Source organism: Nocardioides sp. NPDC127503, from assembly GCF_040302165.1.
In the GTDB taxonomy this organism is placed as follows: domain Bacteria; phylum Actinomycetota; class Actinomycetes; order Propionibacteriales; family Nocardioidaceae; genus Nocardioides.
On sequence record NZ_JBEORH010000003.1, the window covers coordinates 32,192 to 48,386 of the forward strand.

Here is a 16,195-nt window from a genome sequence, read left to right on the forward strand (position 1 = left end):
GTACGTCGGCGGGTCACGGAATCCTCTGCGCCACGTTGTTGTTGTGCCCTGCATGACCTCGGCATGGCTTGACCAGGACACCATCGACAAGCTCCTCGACGACTCCGAGACGTGGGCGATCGTCGGCCTCTCCGGAGATCCGTGGCGTACGGCCTACTCGATCGCGCAGGAGCTCCAGCAGCACGGCAAGCGGATCATCCCGATCCATCCGGGCGCCGCGGCAGAGGGCAAGGAGGTGCTCGGCGAGAAGGTCTACGCGACCCTGGCCGACGCCGCCGCGGCGGTCGGGAAGATCGATGTCGTCGACGTCTTCCGCCGCTCCGAGGCCGCCGGCCAGTTCGCCGACGAGGCCGTGGCGATCGGCGCCGGCGGCGTCTGGTTCCAGATGGGCGTGGTCGACGACTCGGCCTTCGAGCGCACCACCGCGGCCGGCGTACCGATGGTCATGGACACCTGCCCGTCGAAGATCTGGTTCGAGCGGCAGCGCGTTCAGGTCTGACTCTCCGGGACCCACCGCACACCCGGCGGCGAGGCGATCTCACGCTCCCCCGCACTGAGCAGGAGCTGCATCAGCCCCCGCGCGGCCCGTGACATCGGCCGCCGCGGGTCGTGGATGAGGCAGATGTCGCGCTCGACCACCGGCGCCACCAGGGGCCGGACGACCACGTCGGCGAACATCATCATCGGCAGCACCAGGCTGGGCGCGGCCGAGACCCCGAGCCCCGCGGCGACGAGGCCCGCAACAGCGCCGATGTTGCGCGCCTCGGTGAGCGCCCCGGTGCGGGTGCCGGTCTCGGCGAGCACGCGATCGACGTAGCCGCGGATGCTCGAGATGCGCTCGAAGGCGACGAACGGCTGACTCTCCAGGTCCGCCCACCGCAGCTCCCCCTGGGCGGCAAGCGGATGGCCGGCCGGCAGCACAGCCGCGAAGGCGTCGACCGCGATGTGGCGTACGCCCAAGGTGTCCGGCACTTGCGCGGCGACCGAGACGGCGAGATCGACCTCGCCCCGGACCACCAGGTCGAGGACCTCCCCGGAGAAGCCGTCCTTCACCGACACCGCCACCTCTGGGTGGCCTCGGCGGAAGGCGGCGAGCACGGGTGGCAGCATCGAGCCGGCCAGCGACGGGAGTGCGGCCACAGAGACAGCGCCCCGGGTGCCGGCCAGGTAGCCCTCGAAGTGGTTGAGCGCGGTGTCGAACTCCGCGACGAGCCGCCGGGCCGTCGCGAGGAACTCCTCTCCCTCCAGGGTCGGGCCCACCCGACGCGTCGTCCGCTCGAAGAGCGGTACGCCGATCCGCTGCTCAACCTCCTGCACCGTGCGGCTCAGGGACGACTGAGCGACATGCAGCTCGCGCGCTGCGGGCGTGTAGCCGCCTGCGTCGGCGACGGCCAGCACCACGCGGAGGTGGCGCAGAGTCAGATCGATGCTCACGCCACATCAATCTATCGGGTATTGGTGTTGGACACGAACAAGTGAGCGTCATCACACTCGTGTCCATGCTCTCCCTCATGGGCTTCATCACCGTCGCGGTGATCCTCGCCCTCCTCCTCACGAACCGGGTCGCGGCGGTCGTCGCGCTCGCCGGTGTCCCTGTCCTGACGGCGCTCGTCGCCGGCTTCTCCCCCACCGAGATCGGCGAGTTCGTCACCGGCGGTCTCGGCGGAGTCGTCGGCGTCGTGGCGATGTTCGTCTTCGCGATCGTCTACTTCGGCCTCATGCGCGACGCCGGCATGTTCGACCCGATCATCCGCCGCATCGTCGCCTTCGCCGGGAACGCGCCCGTCACCGTCTGCCTGGCCACGACGACCCTCGCCATGGCCGCCCACCTCGACGGCGCCGGCGCGACGACGTTCCTGATCACCATCCCGGCGATGCTCCCGCTCTTCGACCGGCTCGGCATGAGCCGCCTGGTCCTCACCACCTGCGTCGGGCTCGGCGCCGGCGTCATGAACATCGTCCCTTGGGGCGGCCCGACCGCCCGGGCGGCCGCCACCTCCGACGTACCGGCGAACGAGCTGTGGACACCGCTCATCCCCGCCCAGCTCGCCGGCATGGTCGCCGTCCTGGTCATCGCCTGGTTCCTCGGCCGTCGCGAGACCCGGCGGCTCGCCGCCCTCCCCGCAGACGCGGCCGGTGCCGAGGAACTCCCAGCCACCGACGTACGCCCCGACGCAGTCGGCTCCCTCACCCCCGAGGAGCAGCAGCTGCGCCGTCCGCGCCTGTTCTGGGTCAATGTGGCCCTGACCGTCGCCGTCATCGCCGCCCTGGTCAGCGCCGCAACCACCCCCGAGCTGATCTTCCTCATCGCCGTCGTGGTGGCGCTCCTGATCAACTACCCGGGCCTCAAGGTCCAGACCGACCGCATCGAGGCGCACGCCAAGGGCGCGATGCTGATGGCGACCACGCTGATCGCGGCAGGCGTCTTCCTCGGCATCCTCGAAGGCAGCGGGATGATCGAGGCGATGGCCAAGACGGCCGCCGGCGCACTGCCCGACGGAGCGGCTCCCGCGCTCCCGGTCCTGGTCGCAGTGCTGGCCGTCCCGCTCAGCCTGGTGTTCGGTCCGGACCCCTACTACTTCGGCGTCCTCCCCGTACTCATCAGCGTGGGCGAGCTCCACGGCATCGCCGCGGCCGACATCGCCCAGGCCTCGATCCTCGGCGAGGAGACGGTCGGCTTCCCGATCAGCCCGCTCACCGGCTCGTTCTATCTGCTGGTCGGCCTGGCAGGAGTCGACATCGGCAAGCACATCCGGCACCTCATCGGCTGGGCGTGGCTGGTCTCCATGGTCATGCTCGCCGTCGCGCTGGTCACCGGCGTCATCCCGGTGTGGGCCTCGTGATCCGGCTGGGAGCGGGCGCCGGGTTCGCCGGCGACCGGATCGATCCCGCGGTCGAGCTCGCCCGGGACGGCGAGCTGGACTACCTGGTCTTCGAATGCCTGGGCGAGCGGACCGTGGCCGCCGGGCAGCTGCGCCGCCTCGCCGATCCCGACGACGGCTACGACCCGCTGCTGGAGGCGCGGATGCGCGCCGTCCTCCCCGTGATCGAACCCGGGCGGACCCGGATCATCACCAACGCCGGCGCCGCCCACCCGGTCGCGGCCGGTCGTCGCGTCGCCGCGGTGGCACAGGCGCTGGGGCGACCCACCCGGGTCGCGGTCGTCACCGGCGACGACGCCCTGGAAGCCGTACGCCGCCTCGACCCGGTCGTGTGGGAGACCGGCGAGCCACTCTCCCGGTGCCCGGACGAGCTGGTCTCGGCCAATGCCTATCTCGGCGCCGAGGGGATCCGTCAGGCGCTCGCCGACGACCCCGACGTCGTGGTCACCGGCCGGGTCGCGGACCCGGCGCTCTATCTCGGCCCGCTGCAGCACGAGTACGGCTGGGCCACCGACGACTGGCAACGGCTCGCCGCCGGCACCGTGGTCGGCCACCTCCTGGAGTGCGCAGGCCAGCTCACCGGCGGCTACTTCGCCGACCCGGGCACCAAGCCGGTACCAGGGCTGGCGCGGCTCGGTTTCCCCTTCGCCGACGTACGCCCCGACGGAACCGCGACGCTCGGCAAGCTCGACGGCAGCGGCGGCCGGCTCGATGTGCGCACCGCCACGGAGCAGCTGCTCTACGAGGTCGACCGGCCCGAGGCGTACCTCACCCCCGACGTGGTGGCCGACTTCTCCGGCGTCTCCTTCCACCAGGCGGGCCCGGACCGGGTCGAGGTGGCCGGCGCGAACGGCAACGCCAGACCCGACGACCTCAAGGTGACCCTCGGGTTCCGCGGCGGCTGGCTCGGCGAGGGGCAGATCTCCTACGCCGGACCGCGCGCCCTGGCCCGCGCGGAGCTGGCGGCCGAGATCGTCCGCGAACGCCTCGCGGACGTGCACGGCATCGCCCCGGAGGCGTTCGGGGTCGAGCTCATCGGCGCCGGTGCCGCGTTCCGTGGGCTGGCGCCGGCGACCGAACCGCTCGAGGTACGCCTCCGCGTCACCGCCCGCGCCACCGATGCCGCTCAGGCGCGCACCGTCGGCTGGGAGGTGGAGTCGCTCTACACCAACGGCCCGGCCGGCGGCGGGGGTGCCCGCACGGGCGTGCAGCAGACGCTGGTGGTCCGCTCCTGCCTGGTGCCCCGCGACCTCGTCTCGCCGACCGTGACCCTGATGGAGGAGCGATGAGCGACCTCACCCTCGATGACCTCGCCGACGTCCGCGCCGGCGACAAGGGCGACACCCTGATCCTCGCGGTGCTACCGCGGGACGCGGAGGCGTACGCCTTCCTCGAACGCGCCCTCACGCCCGAGGTGGTCGCCCGCCACTTCGCCGTCACCGAGGCCGTGGTGCGCACCGATCTCCCGCACCTTCCGGCGCTGGTCTTCCGGGTCCCCTCGGTCCTCGCCGGTGGTGTGACCGGCTACTCCGGTCTGGACGGCCACGGCAAGACCCTGGGCTATCACCTGCTGATGCTCCGCCTCGAAAGGACCCTGTGATGCTCCGACGCACCCTCGCCGTCGCCACGGCCACGGCCGCCGTGGCCGCCACGCTCCACGGGGCCGCTCCGGCGGGCGCGACCGCCTCGTCGGACGGCGCCCGCGACCTCACCGACCAAGCACCCGCCGACCCGTTCTTCGGTTACGAGCGACCAGCGACGTACGACGTCGTCCGCGAGGACGTGACTGTCCCGGTCCGTGACGGGAACCGCCTGGCCTGCCAGCTCTACCGGCCCGGTACGTCCTCGACCGACCCGGCGCCGGGAGAGTTCGCCGGGATCGTCTACGAGTTCACCGCGTACGCCGCGAACGCAGCTGCGTTCGGTCAAGGTGCCGCCTACTTCGTGGAGCGCGGCTACAACGCCCTGGTCTGCCAGGTCCGCGGCTCCGGGGCCTCACCCGGCGAGCTCGACCCGTTCAGCCCCCAGGAGCAACGCGACAACTACGACGTCATCGAGTGGCTGGCCGACCACCCCGGCTCGACTGGCGACATCGGGCAGATGGGACTCAGCTACGGCGGCCACTCGACCCTGCTCGCCGCCGTCAACCAGCCGCCGAGCCTGCGCGCGATCATCCCCATCAACGGGTTGAGCGACTGGTACGAGAACACCATCTACCGCGGCGGGATCCCCAACGCCCAGATCCGCAGCTGGCAGGCCGGCACGGCGCCGGGCACGCTCGTGACCTACCCACAGCACCCGACGTACGACGACTTCTGGCGCGGCCGCAGCGTCAAGTCCCGCTGGGACCGGCTCACCGTGCCCACGCTGGAGATCAACGGCTGGTACGACCGCTACCGCGACGGCATGGTCGGCAACTTCCTCGCTCAGCCCGACAACGTCTGGCTCGTCTCCGGCCCGTGGGTGCACGGCTACCCCGAGGGTCAGCACGCTGACATCGGCCGCGGCGGCTATCTGGCCTGGTGGGACCGCTGGCTGCGGAGTGACGAGAGCGCGCCGCTGCCCGCGGCGAAGGTCACCTCGTACGAGATCCCCGGTCCGGGGGCCGGTGAGGGTTGGAAGCAGTACGCCCAGTGGCCGCCCGCAGGGACCGGCGAGGTCGACCTGGCGCTACGTGCCGAGGGTGGTCTGCGCGCGGGCGGCGGACGGCCCGGGACACGAGAGTTCACCGTCAACACCGAGACCACCCCGCCCGAGGCTCACGAGCAGCTGCTCTTCCGGACCCTTCCGGTGGGCCAGGACGTAGTCGTCGCCGGCAGCATCGAGGCGACCATCCGGGCCTCGTTCACCGCCACCGAGGGCCATCTCGCCGTGGTGGTCTACGACGAGGCACCGGACGGTGCCCGGACGCGCGTCACCGAAGGCTGGCTCAAGGCCAGTCACCGGCGGTCGCACGCCGAGCCGCTCGCGGTGCAGCCGGGGAAGACGTACGACCTGGGGGTGCACGTCTGGCCGACGCACTACCGTCTGGTCGCGGGACATCGGCTGACTGTCCGGCTCTCCAGCGACGACTATCCCGAGATCGACTCCGTCGCACCCTCAGGACGTGTGTCCGTCGATGTCGGCGCCCGCGGCTCGCGCCTGGCCGTACCCGTCCTCGAGGGTGCGCTCGGCTGATCGCGCACGCCTCAGGGCTCGAACGTCATCGTCCGCAGGTGCTCGTAGATCACCGAGGTCTCCACGTCCGCGATCTCGGCTCGTGAGGTGAGCCGGTCGATCACGAACGCGTAGAGCGCGTCGTTGTCCGCGACCGCGACGTGGACGATGAAGTCCATCCGGCCGGAGGTGACGAAGACGCCGACGGCCTCCGGGAGCGCGCCGACCCAGTCGCGGAAGGACTCGATGTTGGCGCGCGAGGGCGGTCGGATGCGTACGGCGACGAGCGCCTGCACTCCCCTGTCGATCTGACGCAGGTCGAGGTCGAGGTACGCCCCGCGGATGAGCCCGCGGCGCTGCATCGCCCGCGCGCGGTCGTGCACGGTGGTCGCCGAGACGCCGACTTCGGCTGCGATGTCGCGAAGGCTTCGCCGTGCATCCATCGTCCAGGCGGCCAGAATCTGACGGTCGACTTCGTCCATGCACGCCAGGTTAGTCGATCCTCCTGACAATGCCCGGCCCAATTGCGATCACGCCTGACATTCTCAAGACTTGTCGTCCAATCAGTTGGCGGATGACAGGAGTCAGAGTGATGAGCACAGATGTCGAGACGGCGACGATCGGGTTCGCCCCGGACGAGATCGACCAGTCCGCGAGCACGCGGGACGTGCCCTTCAAGTGGGTGGTCGTCGTCGACCAGGCCCTTCCCGCCGGGCGGGCGGTGAACGCGGCCGTCTGCGTCGCGGGGGCGACCACGCAGCGTACGGTCGGCCTCCTCGGCGAGGACGCCGTCGACGCCGACGACTCGACGCACCCGGGCCTGCCGTGGCTCGGCTGCACGGTGCTGGGCGCGCCGGCCCAGCGGCTGACCGACCTGCGGCGCCAGGCGGTCGCCCAGCCCGGGGTCGCGGTCATCGACATGCCCACCCAGGCGCAGCACACGAGGGTGTACGACGACTACCTGTTCGCCGTCGGGAACAGTCGCGGCGCCGACATGTCCTACTGCGCGGTCAGTCTCTTCGGCCCGCGCCGGATCATCGACAAGCTGGTCAAAGGTCTCTCGCTCCTGCCCTGAGCCTCAGGAGGTGGCGTTGCGTACGACCTCGCCCTTGGCGGCCGCCAACTCGGCGAGGGACTTCTCGTACGCCACCAGCTTCTGCTGCAGCTCGGGGTCGGCGACGCCTAGGATGCGGGCGGCGAGGATGCCCGCGTTCTTGGCGTTGCCGATGGCGACCGTGGCCACCGGGATGCCACCCGGCATCTGGACGATCGACATCAGCGAGTCGAGGCCGTCGAGGTACTTCAGCGGCACCGGGACGCCGATGACCGGGAGCGGGGTGACCGAGGCGAGCATGCCCGGAAGCGCGGCAGCGCCGCCGGCGCCGGCGATGATCACCGAGAGGCCGCGACCGGCAGCCTCGCGGCCGTAGTCGAGCATCTCCTGCGGCATCCGGTGGGCCGACTTCACATCGGCCTCCCACTCGATCCCGAACTCGTCCAGAAGCTCCGCCGCGGCCTTCATCGTCGGCCAGTCGGAGTCGGACCCCATCACGATCCCCACGCGCGCACTCATGAGGGACAGGCTATGCGCCGGCTGCCGTGGCTCGTGTCACCGGGCCGACCTCTGTCCGTCACCTACATGTCGGTGGTGCCCGCTAGGGTCATCCGACGCCCGTCCCGAACGCCCCACGACCCCACCAAGGCAGATGGATCCAGCTACGAGCACCGACGTCGTCGTCAGCACGAGACCGAACCCGACCGCGGTCGAGCGGTTCACCGGGCTGACCAAGGCGGAGCGCAAGGCGCTGCCGTCCCGGGTGCGGCAGGTCGCGTCCTGGTCCCGGCAGGCGACATCGGCGGCCCGCGCACGGGCCGAGATCGAGCAGGAGGCGGCAGAGGCGGTCGACCACTACCGGGCGAGCGCGGCCGAGCTGAAGCGCGCGGCGCAGGTGGCTTGGCGCAGCATCACCCTGGACCGGAGCGACGGGCCGCGCCTGGCCGCGATCGCGCGGCGTCACGCGCTCGAGCCGGTCGAGGAGACGACCCAGGAGCTCATCGACTCGCTCGCTGCCGCCGCGGACGATGTGGCGCAGGCCAAGAAGGCTTCAGGGGCGCGTCGCCTGCTGGTACGCAGGAGCCGCCGCGAGGAGGCCGAGCTGGCGGGTAGGCAGGTCCTCGACCTGCACCAGCGCGCGAGCGAGATCCAGGCGCCGACGCGGCTCGGCGAGCTGACCAGGCTCCCCGCCCGCCGCCGCGTACGCATCCGCGAAGCGCTGCTGCCGAGCGTCGGCCTGCTCGAGGCACTCTCCGACCTGGGCTCGGAGGCGGTGCTGGCTCCGCGCAAGGGCATCCTCGTGCTGCGCAACGAGGGCGAGACGCTCAACGAGGCCAGGCGTTCCGAGGAGCCCGCGCGCCGGGCCGCCACCGACGCCGCCAACGCGGTCAGGAGCGCGGACACCGACACGGCGGTCAGGTCGCTGCCGGTCGACGAGCTCGCCGACCTCGTACGCGTCGAACCCCTCCTCGAGGCCGGGATCCATACCGTCCACGAGGTCATCCATCCCGCGTCTGACCTGCGACAACTGCCCGGCGTCGGGCCAGCCACCGCGATGCGGATGCAGGAGGCGGCACAGGCCTTGTGGCAGCGCACCTACGACGAGATGCCGCTCGCGATCGACCACGAGCGCCGCACCCCGGCGGCCACCAGGCTGCTCGCGCGGCTGGCGGAGTGGGAGGCCGGGCGGCGTACGAAGGACGCGGGGGCGGAGCTCGCCCTGGTCCAGTCGCTGCGTCCGCTGACCCGGTCGCTCGACAGTGGTGCGAGGTTCCATCTGATCCTGGCCAACGCGGCCAGTCTCGACGACTTCCAGGGCGCGCTGCGGGCGATCGCTCACCGGGCCGAGATGGCTCGCCGGGTGCGCCCGGGCAACAGGCCAGCCGACCCGTGGGAGGACTTCGAGAAGCGGCCGGCCGACTACTACGCGATGCTCTCCGAGCTCGGCTTCCTCACCGAGGACGAGGACAAGATCCACGGTGACCTGTCGGCCGAGATCATCGAGGCGGTGCGGGCCCAGGAGCTGCGCACCAACAACCTGACCGCGTCGCTGCGCGGCTACCAGCACTTCGGCGTCCGCTTCGCGCTGGTGCAGATGAAGGTGATCATCGGCGACGAGATGGGCCTCGGCAAGACGCTCCAGTCGCTGGCCGTCTTCGCTCATCTGCACGCGATGGGCGCGTCCCACACGCTGGTCGTCTGCCCCGCTGCCGTGGTCACCAACTGGGTGCGCGAGACCGACTCGAAGACGACTCTGGTCCCCCACCGTCTCCACGGCAACCGTCGCCTGAAGGCCGCCAAGATCTGGGTCGAGCAGGGCGGCGTCGCGGTGACCACCTACGAGACGCTCAACGCGATCCAGCCGTTCCTCGACCAGGTCAAGGTCGCCTGTGTCGTGGTCGACGAGGCACACATGATCAAGTCGCCGCGCACCCAGCGCACTGAACGCGTACGCCGCGTCCTCGACTCCACCGAGCGCGCCATCCTGCTCACCGGCACGCCGATGGAGAACCGCATCGAGGAGTTCCGCAACCTGGTCTCCTACCTCCGCCCCGATCTGCTGCTCTCCGCTGACGAGTTCAACCCCCACCGGTTCCGCAAGCAGGTCGCCCCGGTCTACCTGCGCCGCAACCAGGAGGACGTGCTCACCGAGCTGCCCGACCTGGTCGAGGTCGAGGACTGGCTGCCCCTCTCCGTGGCCGACGAGAGGGCGTACGCCGAGTGTGTCCGCGACGGCAACTTCATGGCCATGCGTCAGGCCGCCATGCTCCAGGGCACCTCGTCGGCGAAGGTCGAGCGGCTGGTCGAGATCGTCGGCGAGGCCGAGGAGAACGGCCGCCGCGTGATCGTGTTCTCCCACTTCAGGAAGGTCCTCGACGACCTGGTCACGCTGCTGCCGGGCGAGGTCTTCGGCCCGCTCACCGGGTCGGTCCCAGCCGAGGAGCGCCAGCAGATGGTCGACGAGTTCTCCGCAGCCGGGCACGGTGCCGTACTGGTCACCCAGATCGTCGCCGGCGGCGTCGGCCTCAACATCCAGTCGGCCAGCGTCGTCGTCATCTGCGAGCCACAGCTCAAGCCGACCATCGAGTGGCAGGCCATCGCCCGCGCCCGCCGGATGGGCCAGCTCCAGTCCGTCCAGGTCCACCGCCTGCTCTCCGAGGTCGGCGTCGACCAGCGCGTCCACGACATCCTCGCCGCCAAGGCCGAGCTCTTCGACGACTTCGCCCGGGTCAGCGCCACCGCCGCCAGCAGCCCCGAAGCGTACGAGACCTCCCACCCCGAGGACCCCTCCACCACCCTCGCCACCGAAGCCTCCGACGCCGAGATCGCCCGCGACGTCGTCGCCACCGAACGCCAGCGCCTAGGCGTCTGACCCGTCCGCCCCTGCCGAGACGTCAGCCCCGTCGGCCGAGACGTCAGTTGTGCAGGTCGAAACGTCACTTACGCAGACCGAGTCGGCACCGGCGCGACATCTCGACCGACCTAACTGACGTTTCGATCGACCTAGCCGACGTTTCGGCCGACCTAGCCGACGTTTCGGCCGACCTAACTGACGTTTCGGCCGGTGCGGACGACTTCTCGGTCAGTCGGAGTCGTTGCCGAGGTCGCCCTGGAACCAGTCGGCGGCGTGGCGGGCGCGTTCGAGGCAGTCGTCGAGGTCGTCGCCGTAGACGTTGACGTGGCCGACCTTGCGCCCCGGGCGCATCTCTTTGCCGTAGAGGTGGACGCGGAGGTGGGGGTCGCGGGCCATGGCGTGGGGGTAGCCGTCGTAGAGGCGGCCGACGTTCTCCCGGGTCGAGCCGAGGATGTTGACCATCACCGACCACTTCGCACGGGGAGCGGGAGAGCCCAGCGGGAGGTCCATGACGGCGCGCAGATGGTTCTCGAACTGCGAGGTGACGGCGCCGTCCTGGGTCCAGTGGCCGGTGTTGTGCGGGCGCATGGCGAGCTCGTTGACGAGCAGCCGGCCGTCGACGGTCTCGAACATCTCGACCGCCAGGATGCCGACGACTCCGAGCTCACCCGCGATGCGCAGCGCGATCTGCTCGCCCTGGACGGCGAGCTCGGGCGAGAGGTCGGGCGCCGGAGCGATGACCTCCTTGCAGACGCCGTTCTCCTGGTAGGTGTGCACGACCGGGTACGCAGCGGCCTGGCCGCTCGGCGAACGGGCGACGATCGCGGAGAGCTCCCGGCGGAAGTCGACGAGCTCCTCGGCCAGGACCTGGACCCCCGCCTCCTCGGCGACGCGAAGCGGCTCGGCGACATCGGCGACGTCGCGTACGACCCAGACGCCCTTGCCGTCATATCCGCCGCGGGTGGTCTTGAGGACGCACGGGAAGCCGAACGCCTCGACCTCGGCCGTGGACGACACGATGGCATTGCGCGGGCACGGGATGCCGAGCTCGGTCAGCCGAGCGCGCATGACGCCCTTGTCCTGGGCATGCACGAGTGCGTCGGGCCCGGGGCGGACCGCTACCCCGGCGGCCTCGAGCGCGTGCAGGTGCTCGGTCGGGACGTGCTCGTGGTCGAAGGTGACCACCTCGCAGCCCTCGGTGACCTTCTTCAACGTGTCCAGGTCTCGGTAGTCGCCGACCATCTGGTCGGGGATCACCTGAGCGGCCGACACACCCTCGCCCTCGGCGAGAAGCCGGAGCGGGAGGCCGAGCGCGATTGCGGGCTGAGCCATCATGCGGGCCAGCTGGCCGCCGCCGATGATCGCAAGTGTCGGTGCGAGGGTCACGATGGACAGAATAAGGAAACTGCCCCGCCGGGGCCGATTTCGCGGATCCCCCTCACGCTATCCGCGAAACCCGACCCCCGGCAGTGAACGAAGGTCAGGCCTTCTCGAAGCGCAGGCCCTTGCCGCGCAGGGTGGTGATCAGATGGGGCTTCCGGGGGTCGTCGCCCAGCTTGCGACGTACCCATCCCAGGTGTACGTCGATGGTCTTCGACGAGGTGTAGAAGGTCGCGTTCCACACGTCCCTCATCAACTCGTCACGGGAGACGACGTTGCCAGCCCTCTTGATCAGGGCGTGGACCAGGTCGAACTCCTTGCGAGAGAGCGTCAGCTCCTCATCGTTCCGCCATGCTCGCCGGGTCTCCGGGTCGAGCTTGATCTCCTGTACCTCGATCATGAGATCGACATTAGGGAGGTAAAGAGCCCTTGGCAAAGGATTGCACGATATTGCCACTGACATTTTCATGCCAAGGTGCAACGAATTGGGCATGACAAACGTGCGCCCCCGAATGGCGCACTCAACCATGCCCACGAAGGCGCGACCAGGTAAAGCAATCGGCACCCCGCGTTGATCGACTGTTAACTACAACGGAATGTGAACAAATCCGCGAAGTCGCAGGTCAGCAACACCCTTGAAGGTCACGATTCAGACACGGCGGACGGCGACGGGCTCCACGATCCCGAAGCCTCGCACCGGTCGAGCGGCCAGTCGCCGGGTCTCGAACTCGTCCTCGGGCATCGTTCCGGCGGTCGCCTCGTCGACGATGATCCGGTTGCGGCGGGCGACGGCGGTCAGCCGCGCGGCCATGTTCACGGGCGGTCCGAAGACGTCGCCGAGACGCGAGACGACATTGCCGGAGGCGAGCCCGACACGTACGTCCGGCATCCGCGGGTCCCGGCCGATCACGTTGATGATCCCCTCGGCGGTGCCGTAGGCCTGAAGCGGATCGTCGTTGACGAAGAGCACCGAGTCGCCGAGCGACTTGATGATCCGGCCGCCCCAGGTCGCCACCACGTCGGCACACCGTGACTCGAAGAGTTCGACCAGGTCGCCGATCTTCTCCTCGGTCAGCGTGTTCGACAGCGCAGTGAACGAGACGATGTCGGCGAACCCGACCGTCTGCCAGACCGTGCCCAGCTGCTCCTCCGGGCCGGCGACCGACGCCTCGGCCCGGGCCAGCGCAGCGCGCGTGTGCCGGCGCCAGGCGAAGATCATCATCTCCTCGAACGCGCTCTCGAACTGCTCCGAGACCGAGACGGTCGCCTTCAGCAGCTCGGAGGGCGTTCGGTCGTCCTCGTTCTGGGTCTCGACGTGGTGCAGCAGCGCGGAGACCTCGTAGTCGGACAGGCGCGCCATCGACTGCCCGATGCCACGGGTCAGGTTGACGACCAGGTCGAAGCTGACCAGCCCGTTGCCGGCGATCTCGTTGGCCTTGGCCAGAGCCTGCACGTCCGCCTCGTCGAAGAACGCCTCGTCGTCCCCGATCTCCGGGAATCCGAGAGCACGCCACAGACGCTTCGCCTGGTCCAGGCTCACGCCGGCCTTCTCGGCGACCTCTGCCGAGGTCAGGTTGACGGGCTGCTTCGATTTCGCCACGAACAGATCATGCCATCCGGCTCGTCACGACCGCCTGCCACGACCGTCCGTCACGACCGCGGACGGAGCCGGGCGTGGATGACGTCGCCCGCGCCGACCACCCGCGACCCCTCGTCGGTAGCGATGACCAGCCGGCCGAAGTCGTCGATCTCGGTGGCCACGCCCTCCCAGACGTCCCCACCCGGCAGCTCGGCGCGCACCTGCTCGCCGACCGTCACCGACAGCTCCCGGTAGCGGCGGGCGAGCTCGGCGGGATCCGATCCCCAGATCTCGTACACAGCCCCCAGCTCCTCCAGCAGCGCGGCAAGCATCTCGGTGCGGTCGACGGGCGCCCCGCTCTCCAGCTCCAACGAGGTGGCGGTCTCGATCGGCAGCTCCTCGCGCGTCAGCGAGGTGTTGAGCCCGAACCCGATCACCGCGGCCGCGCCCTCAGACCCTTCGATCCTCTCGATCAGGATCCCGCAGACCTTGCGACCCTCGATGAGTACGTCGTTAGGCCACTTCAGCCCGGCTGCGTACCCCTTCTTCCGCAGCACCGAGGCGACCGCGACGCCGGTCATCAGCGGCAGCCACGGCCACCGCTCGACCGGGATCGAGGCCGAGGGCCGCAGCAGCGCGGAGACGGTGAGCGCCGATCGCGCCGGAGTGGTCCAGCCCCGATCCAGGCGTCCCCGGCCGGCGGTCTGGTGCTCGGTGGTGATCACCAGGCCCGGCGTCTCGCCCGAGCGCGCGCGCTCGGCCAGTACGGCATTGGTCGAGGGCGTCTCGTCGAGAATCTCGACGCGCCACCCGCCCGGCAACGCATCGAGCCGGGAGCGGTCAAGTGACGGGCGTCGCATCGCGAAAGGTGGCACGGGGATTAGATTGGCCCCCGCACCGCACGAAGTCCAAAGGAGCAACGTGAGCGCCGAACCGACCAACGAGCCAGTCATCGATCTGCACACGACCGCCGGGAAGCTGGCCGAGCTGGAGCGTCGTCTCGACGAGGCCGTCCATGCTGGTTCTGCGAAGGCGGTGGAGAAGCAGCACGCCAAGGGACGTCAGACCGCGCGTGAGCGGATCGAGATGCTGCTCGATGAGGGCTCCTTCCAAGAGGTCGACGAGCTGGCCCGACACCGCTCGGTCGCGTTCGGGCTGGAGAAGAACCGGCCCTTCGGCGACGGGGTGGTCACCGGCTACGGCACCATCGACGGGCGCCAGGTCTGTGTCTTCTCCCAGGACTTCACCGTCTTCGGTGGCTCCCTGGGTGAGGTCTATGGCGAGAAGATCACCAAGATCATGGACCTGGCGATCAAGACCGGGTCCCCGCTGATCGGGATCAACGAGGGCGCCGGCGCCCGGATCCAAGAAGGCGTGGTCTCCCTGGGGCTGTATGGCGAGATCTTCAAACGCAACGTCCACGCCTCCGGGGTGATCCCGCAGATCAGCCTGATCATGGGCAACTGCGCCGGCGGCCACGTCTACTCCCCCGCGGTCACCGACTTCACCATCATGGTCGACAAGACCTCCGGCATGTTCATCACCGGCCCCGACGTGATCAAGACCGTCACCGGTGAGGACATCACCATGGAAGAGCTCGGCGGCGCCCTGGCGCACAACTCCAAGTCCGGGGTGGCCCACTACATGGGTGCCGACGAGGCCGACGCGATCGACTACGTCAAGGCGTTGTTGTCCTACCTGCCGTCGAACAACATGGAGGAGCCCCCCGCCTTTGAGGAGGCCGCGGATCTGGAGATCTCGGATCTGGATCGGGAGCTGGACACCTTCATCCCCGACGGCGGGAACCAGCCCTACGACATGCACGAGGTGATCTCCCACATCGTCGATACCAATGACGATGGCGAGGGGGAGTTCCTCGAGGTCCAGCCCCTGTGGGCACCCAACATCATCATCGGCTACGCCCGGATCGAGGGCCGCCCGGTCGGGATCGTGGCCAACCAGCCGATGCAGTTCGCCGGCTGCCTCGACATCGACGCCTCCGAGAAGGCCGCCCGCTTCGTGCGCACCTGCGACGCCTTCAACGTCCCCGTGATCACCTTCGTCGACGTCCCCGGGTTCCTTCCCGGCACCGACCAAGAACACAACGGCATCATCCGCCGCGGCGCCAAACTGATCTACGCCTACGCCGAGGCCACCGTCCCCCTGGTCACCATCATCACCCGCAAGGCCTACGGCGGCGCCTATGACGTGATGGGCTCCAAACACCTCGGCGCCGACATCAACCTGGCCTGGCCCACCGCCCAGATCGCGGTCATGGGCGCCCAGGGCGCGGCCAACATCGTGCACCGTCGCACCCTGGCCGAGGTCGAAGCCGCCGGTGGAGACGTCGAGGCCAAGCGCGCCGAGCTGATCGATGAGTACGAGACCACCCTGGCCAACCCCTACATCGCCGCCGAACGCGGCTACATCGACGCCGTCATCCCACCCCACGAGACCCGCGCCGAAGTCACCCGCGCCCTCCGCCTGCTGCGCACCAAGCGCGAGACCCTGCCTGCCAAGAAGCACGGGAACATCCCGCTGTGACCGCGCCCGAGGACCCGACGACCGAGCCGAAGGCCGAGCAGAAGCCGTTGCTCAAGGTCATCGACCACAACGCCACCCCCGAAGAAGTGGCCGCGATCGTGGCCGTCTTCGCGGCCCTGGGCTCGGCGGGCGAGGCACCCAAGAAGAAGCCGCGCTCCCTGTGGAGCACCCCGCAGCTGCGTACCCCGCTCCACCCCGGCCCCAACGCCTGGCGCGCAAGCGGCCTGCCTCGCTGACGAGGACCG

Annotated in this window: 16 protein-coding genes; 9 read left to right on the forward strand and 7 right to left on the reverse strand. The window is 69.9% G+C overall.

Annotated elements, in window-relative coordinates:
• Positions 1 to 52: 52 nt before the first annotated feature.
• Positions 53 to 499, forward strand: a complete 447-nt coding sequence (locus tag ABTW65_RS07265; protein ID WP_350659311.1) for a CoA-binding protein — start codon at positions 53 to 55, stop codon at positions 497 to 499.
• Here the strand turns inward: ABTW65_RS07265 and ABTW65_RS07270 are convergent.
• Positions 490 to 1,434, reverse strand: coding sequence for a LysR family transcriptional regulator (locus ABTW65_RS07270; RefSeq protein WP_350659312.1), 945 nt, complete (start codon positions 1,432 to 1,434; stop codon positions 490 to 492). The two genes, ABTW65_RS07265 and ABTW65_RS07270, sit on opposite strands and share 10 nt — an antisense overlap.
• A gap of 65 nt (positions 1,435 to 1,499) precedes the next feature.
• On the opposite strand from ABTW65_RS07270, the gene ABTW65_RS07275 reads away from it, so the two are divergent.
• Genes ABTW65_RS07275 through ABTW65_RS07290 form a run of 4 tightly spaced genes read left to right on the forward strand, consistent with a single transcriptional unit; the run spans position 1,500 to position 6,059 of the window.
• Positions 1,500 to 2,843, forward strand: a complete 1,344-nt coding sequence (locus ABTW65_RS07275; protein WP_350659313.1) for a CitMHS family transporter — start codon at positions 1,500 to 1,502, stop codon at positions 2,841 to 2,843.
• A complete protein-coding gene (locus ABTW65_RS07280) occupies positions 2,831 to 4,171 on the forward strand; it encodes an acyclic terpene utilization AtuA family protein (RefSeq protein WP_350659314.1) in 1,341 nt (446 codons plus the stop codon). Before ABTW65_RS07275 ends, ABTW65_RS07280 begins: the two co-directional genes overlap by 13 nt.
• The gene (locus ABTW65_RS07285) at positions 4,168 to 4,482 is read left to right on the forward strand and encodes an AtuA-related protein (RefSeq protein WP_350659315.1); all 315 of its coding nucleotides are present in this window, start codon (positions 4,168 to 4,170) and stop codon (positions 4,480 to 4,482) included. Before ABTW65_RS07280 ends, ABTW65_RS07285 begins: the two co-directional genes overlap by 4 nt.
• Positions 4,482 to 6,059: a CocE/NonD family hydrolase gene (locus ABTW65_RS07290; protein ID WP_350659316.1), complete on the forward strand. Its 1,578-nt coding sequence runs from the start codon at positions 4,482 to 4,484 to the stop codon at positions 6,057 to 6,059. The genes ABTW65_RS07285 and ABTW65_RS07290 overlap by 1 nt, the downstream gene beginning before the upstream one ends.
• Positions 6,060 to 6,070: 11 nt before the next feature.
• Here ABTW65_RS07290 and ABTW65_RS07295 read toward each other — a convergent pair whose 3' ends face one another.
• On the reverse strand, positions 6,071 to 6,520 hold the full coding sequence (locus tag ABTW65_RS07295; RefSeq protein WP_160025110.1) for an Lrp/AsnC family transcriptional regulator: 450 nt from the start codon (positions 6,518 to 6,520) through the stop codon (positions 6,071 to 6,073).
• Positions 6,521 to 6,630: 110 nt separating this feature from the next.
• Here ABTW65_RS07295 and ABTW65_RS07300 point away from each other — a divergent pair, with 110 nt between their 5' ends.
• Positions 6,631 to 7,113 carry a DUF2000 domain-containing protein gene (locus tag ABTW65_RS07300; protein WP_350659317.1) on the forward strand — a complete coding sequence of 161 codons (483 nt, stop codon included), beginning with the start codon at positions 6,631 to 6,633 and terminating at the stop codon, positions 7,111 to 7,113.
• A gap of 3 nt (positions 7,114 to 7,116) precedes the next feature.
• Here the strand turns inward: ABTW65_RS07300 and purE are convergent, their stop codons facing one another.
• Positions 7,117 to 7,611, reverse strand: coding sequence for a 5-(carboxyamino)imidazole ribonucleotide mutase (purE, locus tag ABTW65_RS07305; RefSeq protein ID WP_141805921.1), 495 nt, complete (start codon positions 7,609 to 7,611; stop codon positions 7,117 to 7,119).
• A gap of 133 nt (positions 7,612 to 7,744) precedes the next feature.
• Between purE and ABTW65_RS07310 the strand changes: the two genes are divergently transcribed.
• Complete coding sequence (locus ABTW65_RS07310) at positions 7,745 to 10,465, forward strand: DEAD/DEAH box helicase (RefSeq protein WP_350659319.1); 2,721 nt, start codon at positions 7,745 to 7,747, stop codon at positions 10,463 to 10,465.
• 210 nt (positions 10,466 to 10,675) lie between these two features.
• Here ABTW65_RS07310 and ABTW65_RS07315 read toward each other — a convergent pair whose 3' ends face one another.
• The 4 genes from ABTW65_RS07315 to ABTW65_RS07330 all read right to left on the reverse strand — a co-directional run bounded on the left by ABTW65_RS07315 (position 10,676) and on the right by ABTW65_RS07330 (position 14,266).
• Positions 10,676 to 11,833: a 5-(carboxyamino)imidazole ribonucleotide synthase gene (locus ABTW65_RS07315; RefSeq protein ID WP_350659320.1), complete on the reverse strand. Its 1,158-nt coding sequence runs from the start codon at positions 11,831 to 11,833 to the stop codon at positions 10,676 to 10,678.
• A 94-nt stretch (positions 11,834 to 11,927) separates the two neighbouring features.
• Complete coding sequence (locus tag ABTW65_RS07320; RefSeq protein WP_229788189.1) at positions 11,928 to 12,227, reverse strand: winged helix-turn-helix domain-containing protein; 300 nt, start codon at positions 12,225 to 12,227, stop codon at positions 11,928 to 11,930.
• A 249-nt stretch (positions 12,228 to 12,476) separates the two neighbouring features.
• Entirely contained in the window at positions 12,477 to 13,427 is a 951-nt protein-coding gene (locus tag ABTW65_RS07325) for an adenylate/guanylate cyclase domain-containing protein (protein WP_350659321.1), read from the reverse strand.
• 50 nt (positions 13,428 to 13,477) lie between these two features.
• Positions 13,478 to 14,266: a biotin--[acetyl-CoA-carboxylase] ligase gene (locus ABTW65_RS07330; RefSeq protein WP_350659322.1), complete on the reverse strand. Its 789-nt coding sequence runs from the start codon at positions 14,264 to 14,266 to the stop codon at positions 13,478 to 13,480.
• Positions 14,267 to 14,327: 61 nt separating this feature from the next.
• On the opposite strand from ABTW65_RS07330, the gene ABTW65_RS07335 reads away from it, so the two are divergent.
• Both ABTW65_RS07335 and ABTW65_RS07340 read left to right on the forward strand, forming a co-directional pair.
• A complete protein-coding gene (locus ABTW65_RS07335) occupies positions 14,328 to 15,950 on the forward strand; it encodes an acyl-CoA carboxylase subunit beta (RefSeq protein WP_350659323.1) in 1,623 nt (540 codons plus the stop codon).
• On the forward strand, positions 15,947 to 16,186 hold the full coding sequence (locus ABTW65_RS07340) for an acyl-CoA carboxylase epsilon subunit (protein WP_350659324.1): 240 nt from the start codon (positions 15,947 to 15,949) through the stop codon (positions 16,184 to 16,186). The genes ABTW65_RS07335 and ABTW65_RS07340 overlap by 4 nt, the downstream gene beginning before the upstream one ends.
• The last annotated feature ends 9 nt before the right edge of the window (positions 16,187 to 16,195 follow it).

Excerpts from the sequence above, each read along its gene's own strand:
- ABTW65_RS07275 (WP_350659313.1), top strand. The coding sequence starts at position 1,500 with ATGCTCTCCCTCATGGGCTTCATCACCGTCGCGGTGATCCTCGCCCTC.
- ABTW65_RS07320 (WP_229788189.1), bottom strand. The coding sequence starts at position 12,227 with ATGATCGAGGTACAGGAGATCAAGCTCGACCCGGAGACCCGGCGAGCA.
- ABTW65_RS07310 (WP_350659319.1), top strand. The coding sequence starts at position 7,745 with ATGGATCCAGCTACGAGCACCGACGTCGTCGTCAGCACGAGACCGAAC.
- ABTW65_RS07300 (WP_350659317.1), top strand. The coding sequence starts at position 6,631 with ATGAGCACAGATGTCGAGACGGCGACGATCGGGTTCGCCCCGGACGAG.
- ABTW65_RS07290 (WP_350659316.1), top strand. The coding sequence starts at position 4,482 with ATGCTCCGACGCACCCTCGCCGTCGCCACGGCCACGGCCGCCGTGGCC.
- purE (WP_141805921.1), bottom strand. The coding sequence starts at position 7,611 with ATGAGTGCGCGCGTGGGGATCGTGATGGGGTCCGACTCCGACTGGCCG.
- ABTW65_RS07265 (WP_350659311.1), top strand. The coding sequence starts at position 53 with ATGACCTCGGCATGGCTTGACCAGGACACCATCGACAAGCTCCTCGAC.
- ABTW65_RS07330 (WP_350659322.1), bottom strand. The coding sequence starts at position 14,266 with ATGCGACGCCCGTCACTTGACCGCTCCCGGCTCGATGCGTTGCCGGGC.
- ABTW65_RS07295 (WP_160025110.1), bottom strand. The coding sequence starts at position 6,520 with ATGGACGAAGTCGACCGTCAGATTCTGGCCGCCTGGACGATGGATGCA.
- ABTW65_RS07285 (WP_350659315.1), top strand. The coding sequence starts at position 4,168 with ATGAGCGACCTCACCCTCGATGACCTCGCCGACGTCCGCGCCGGCGAC.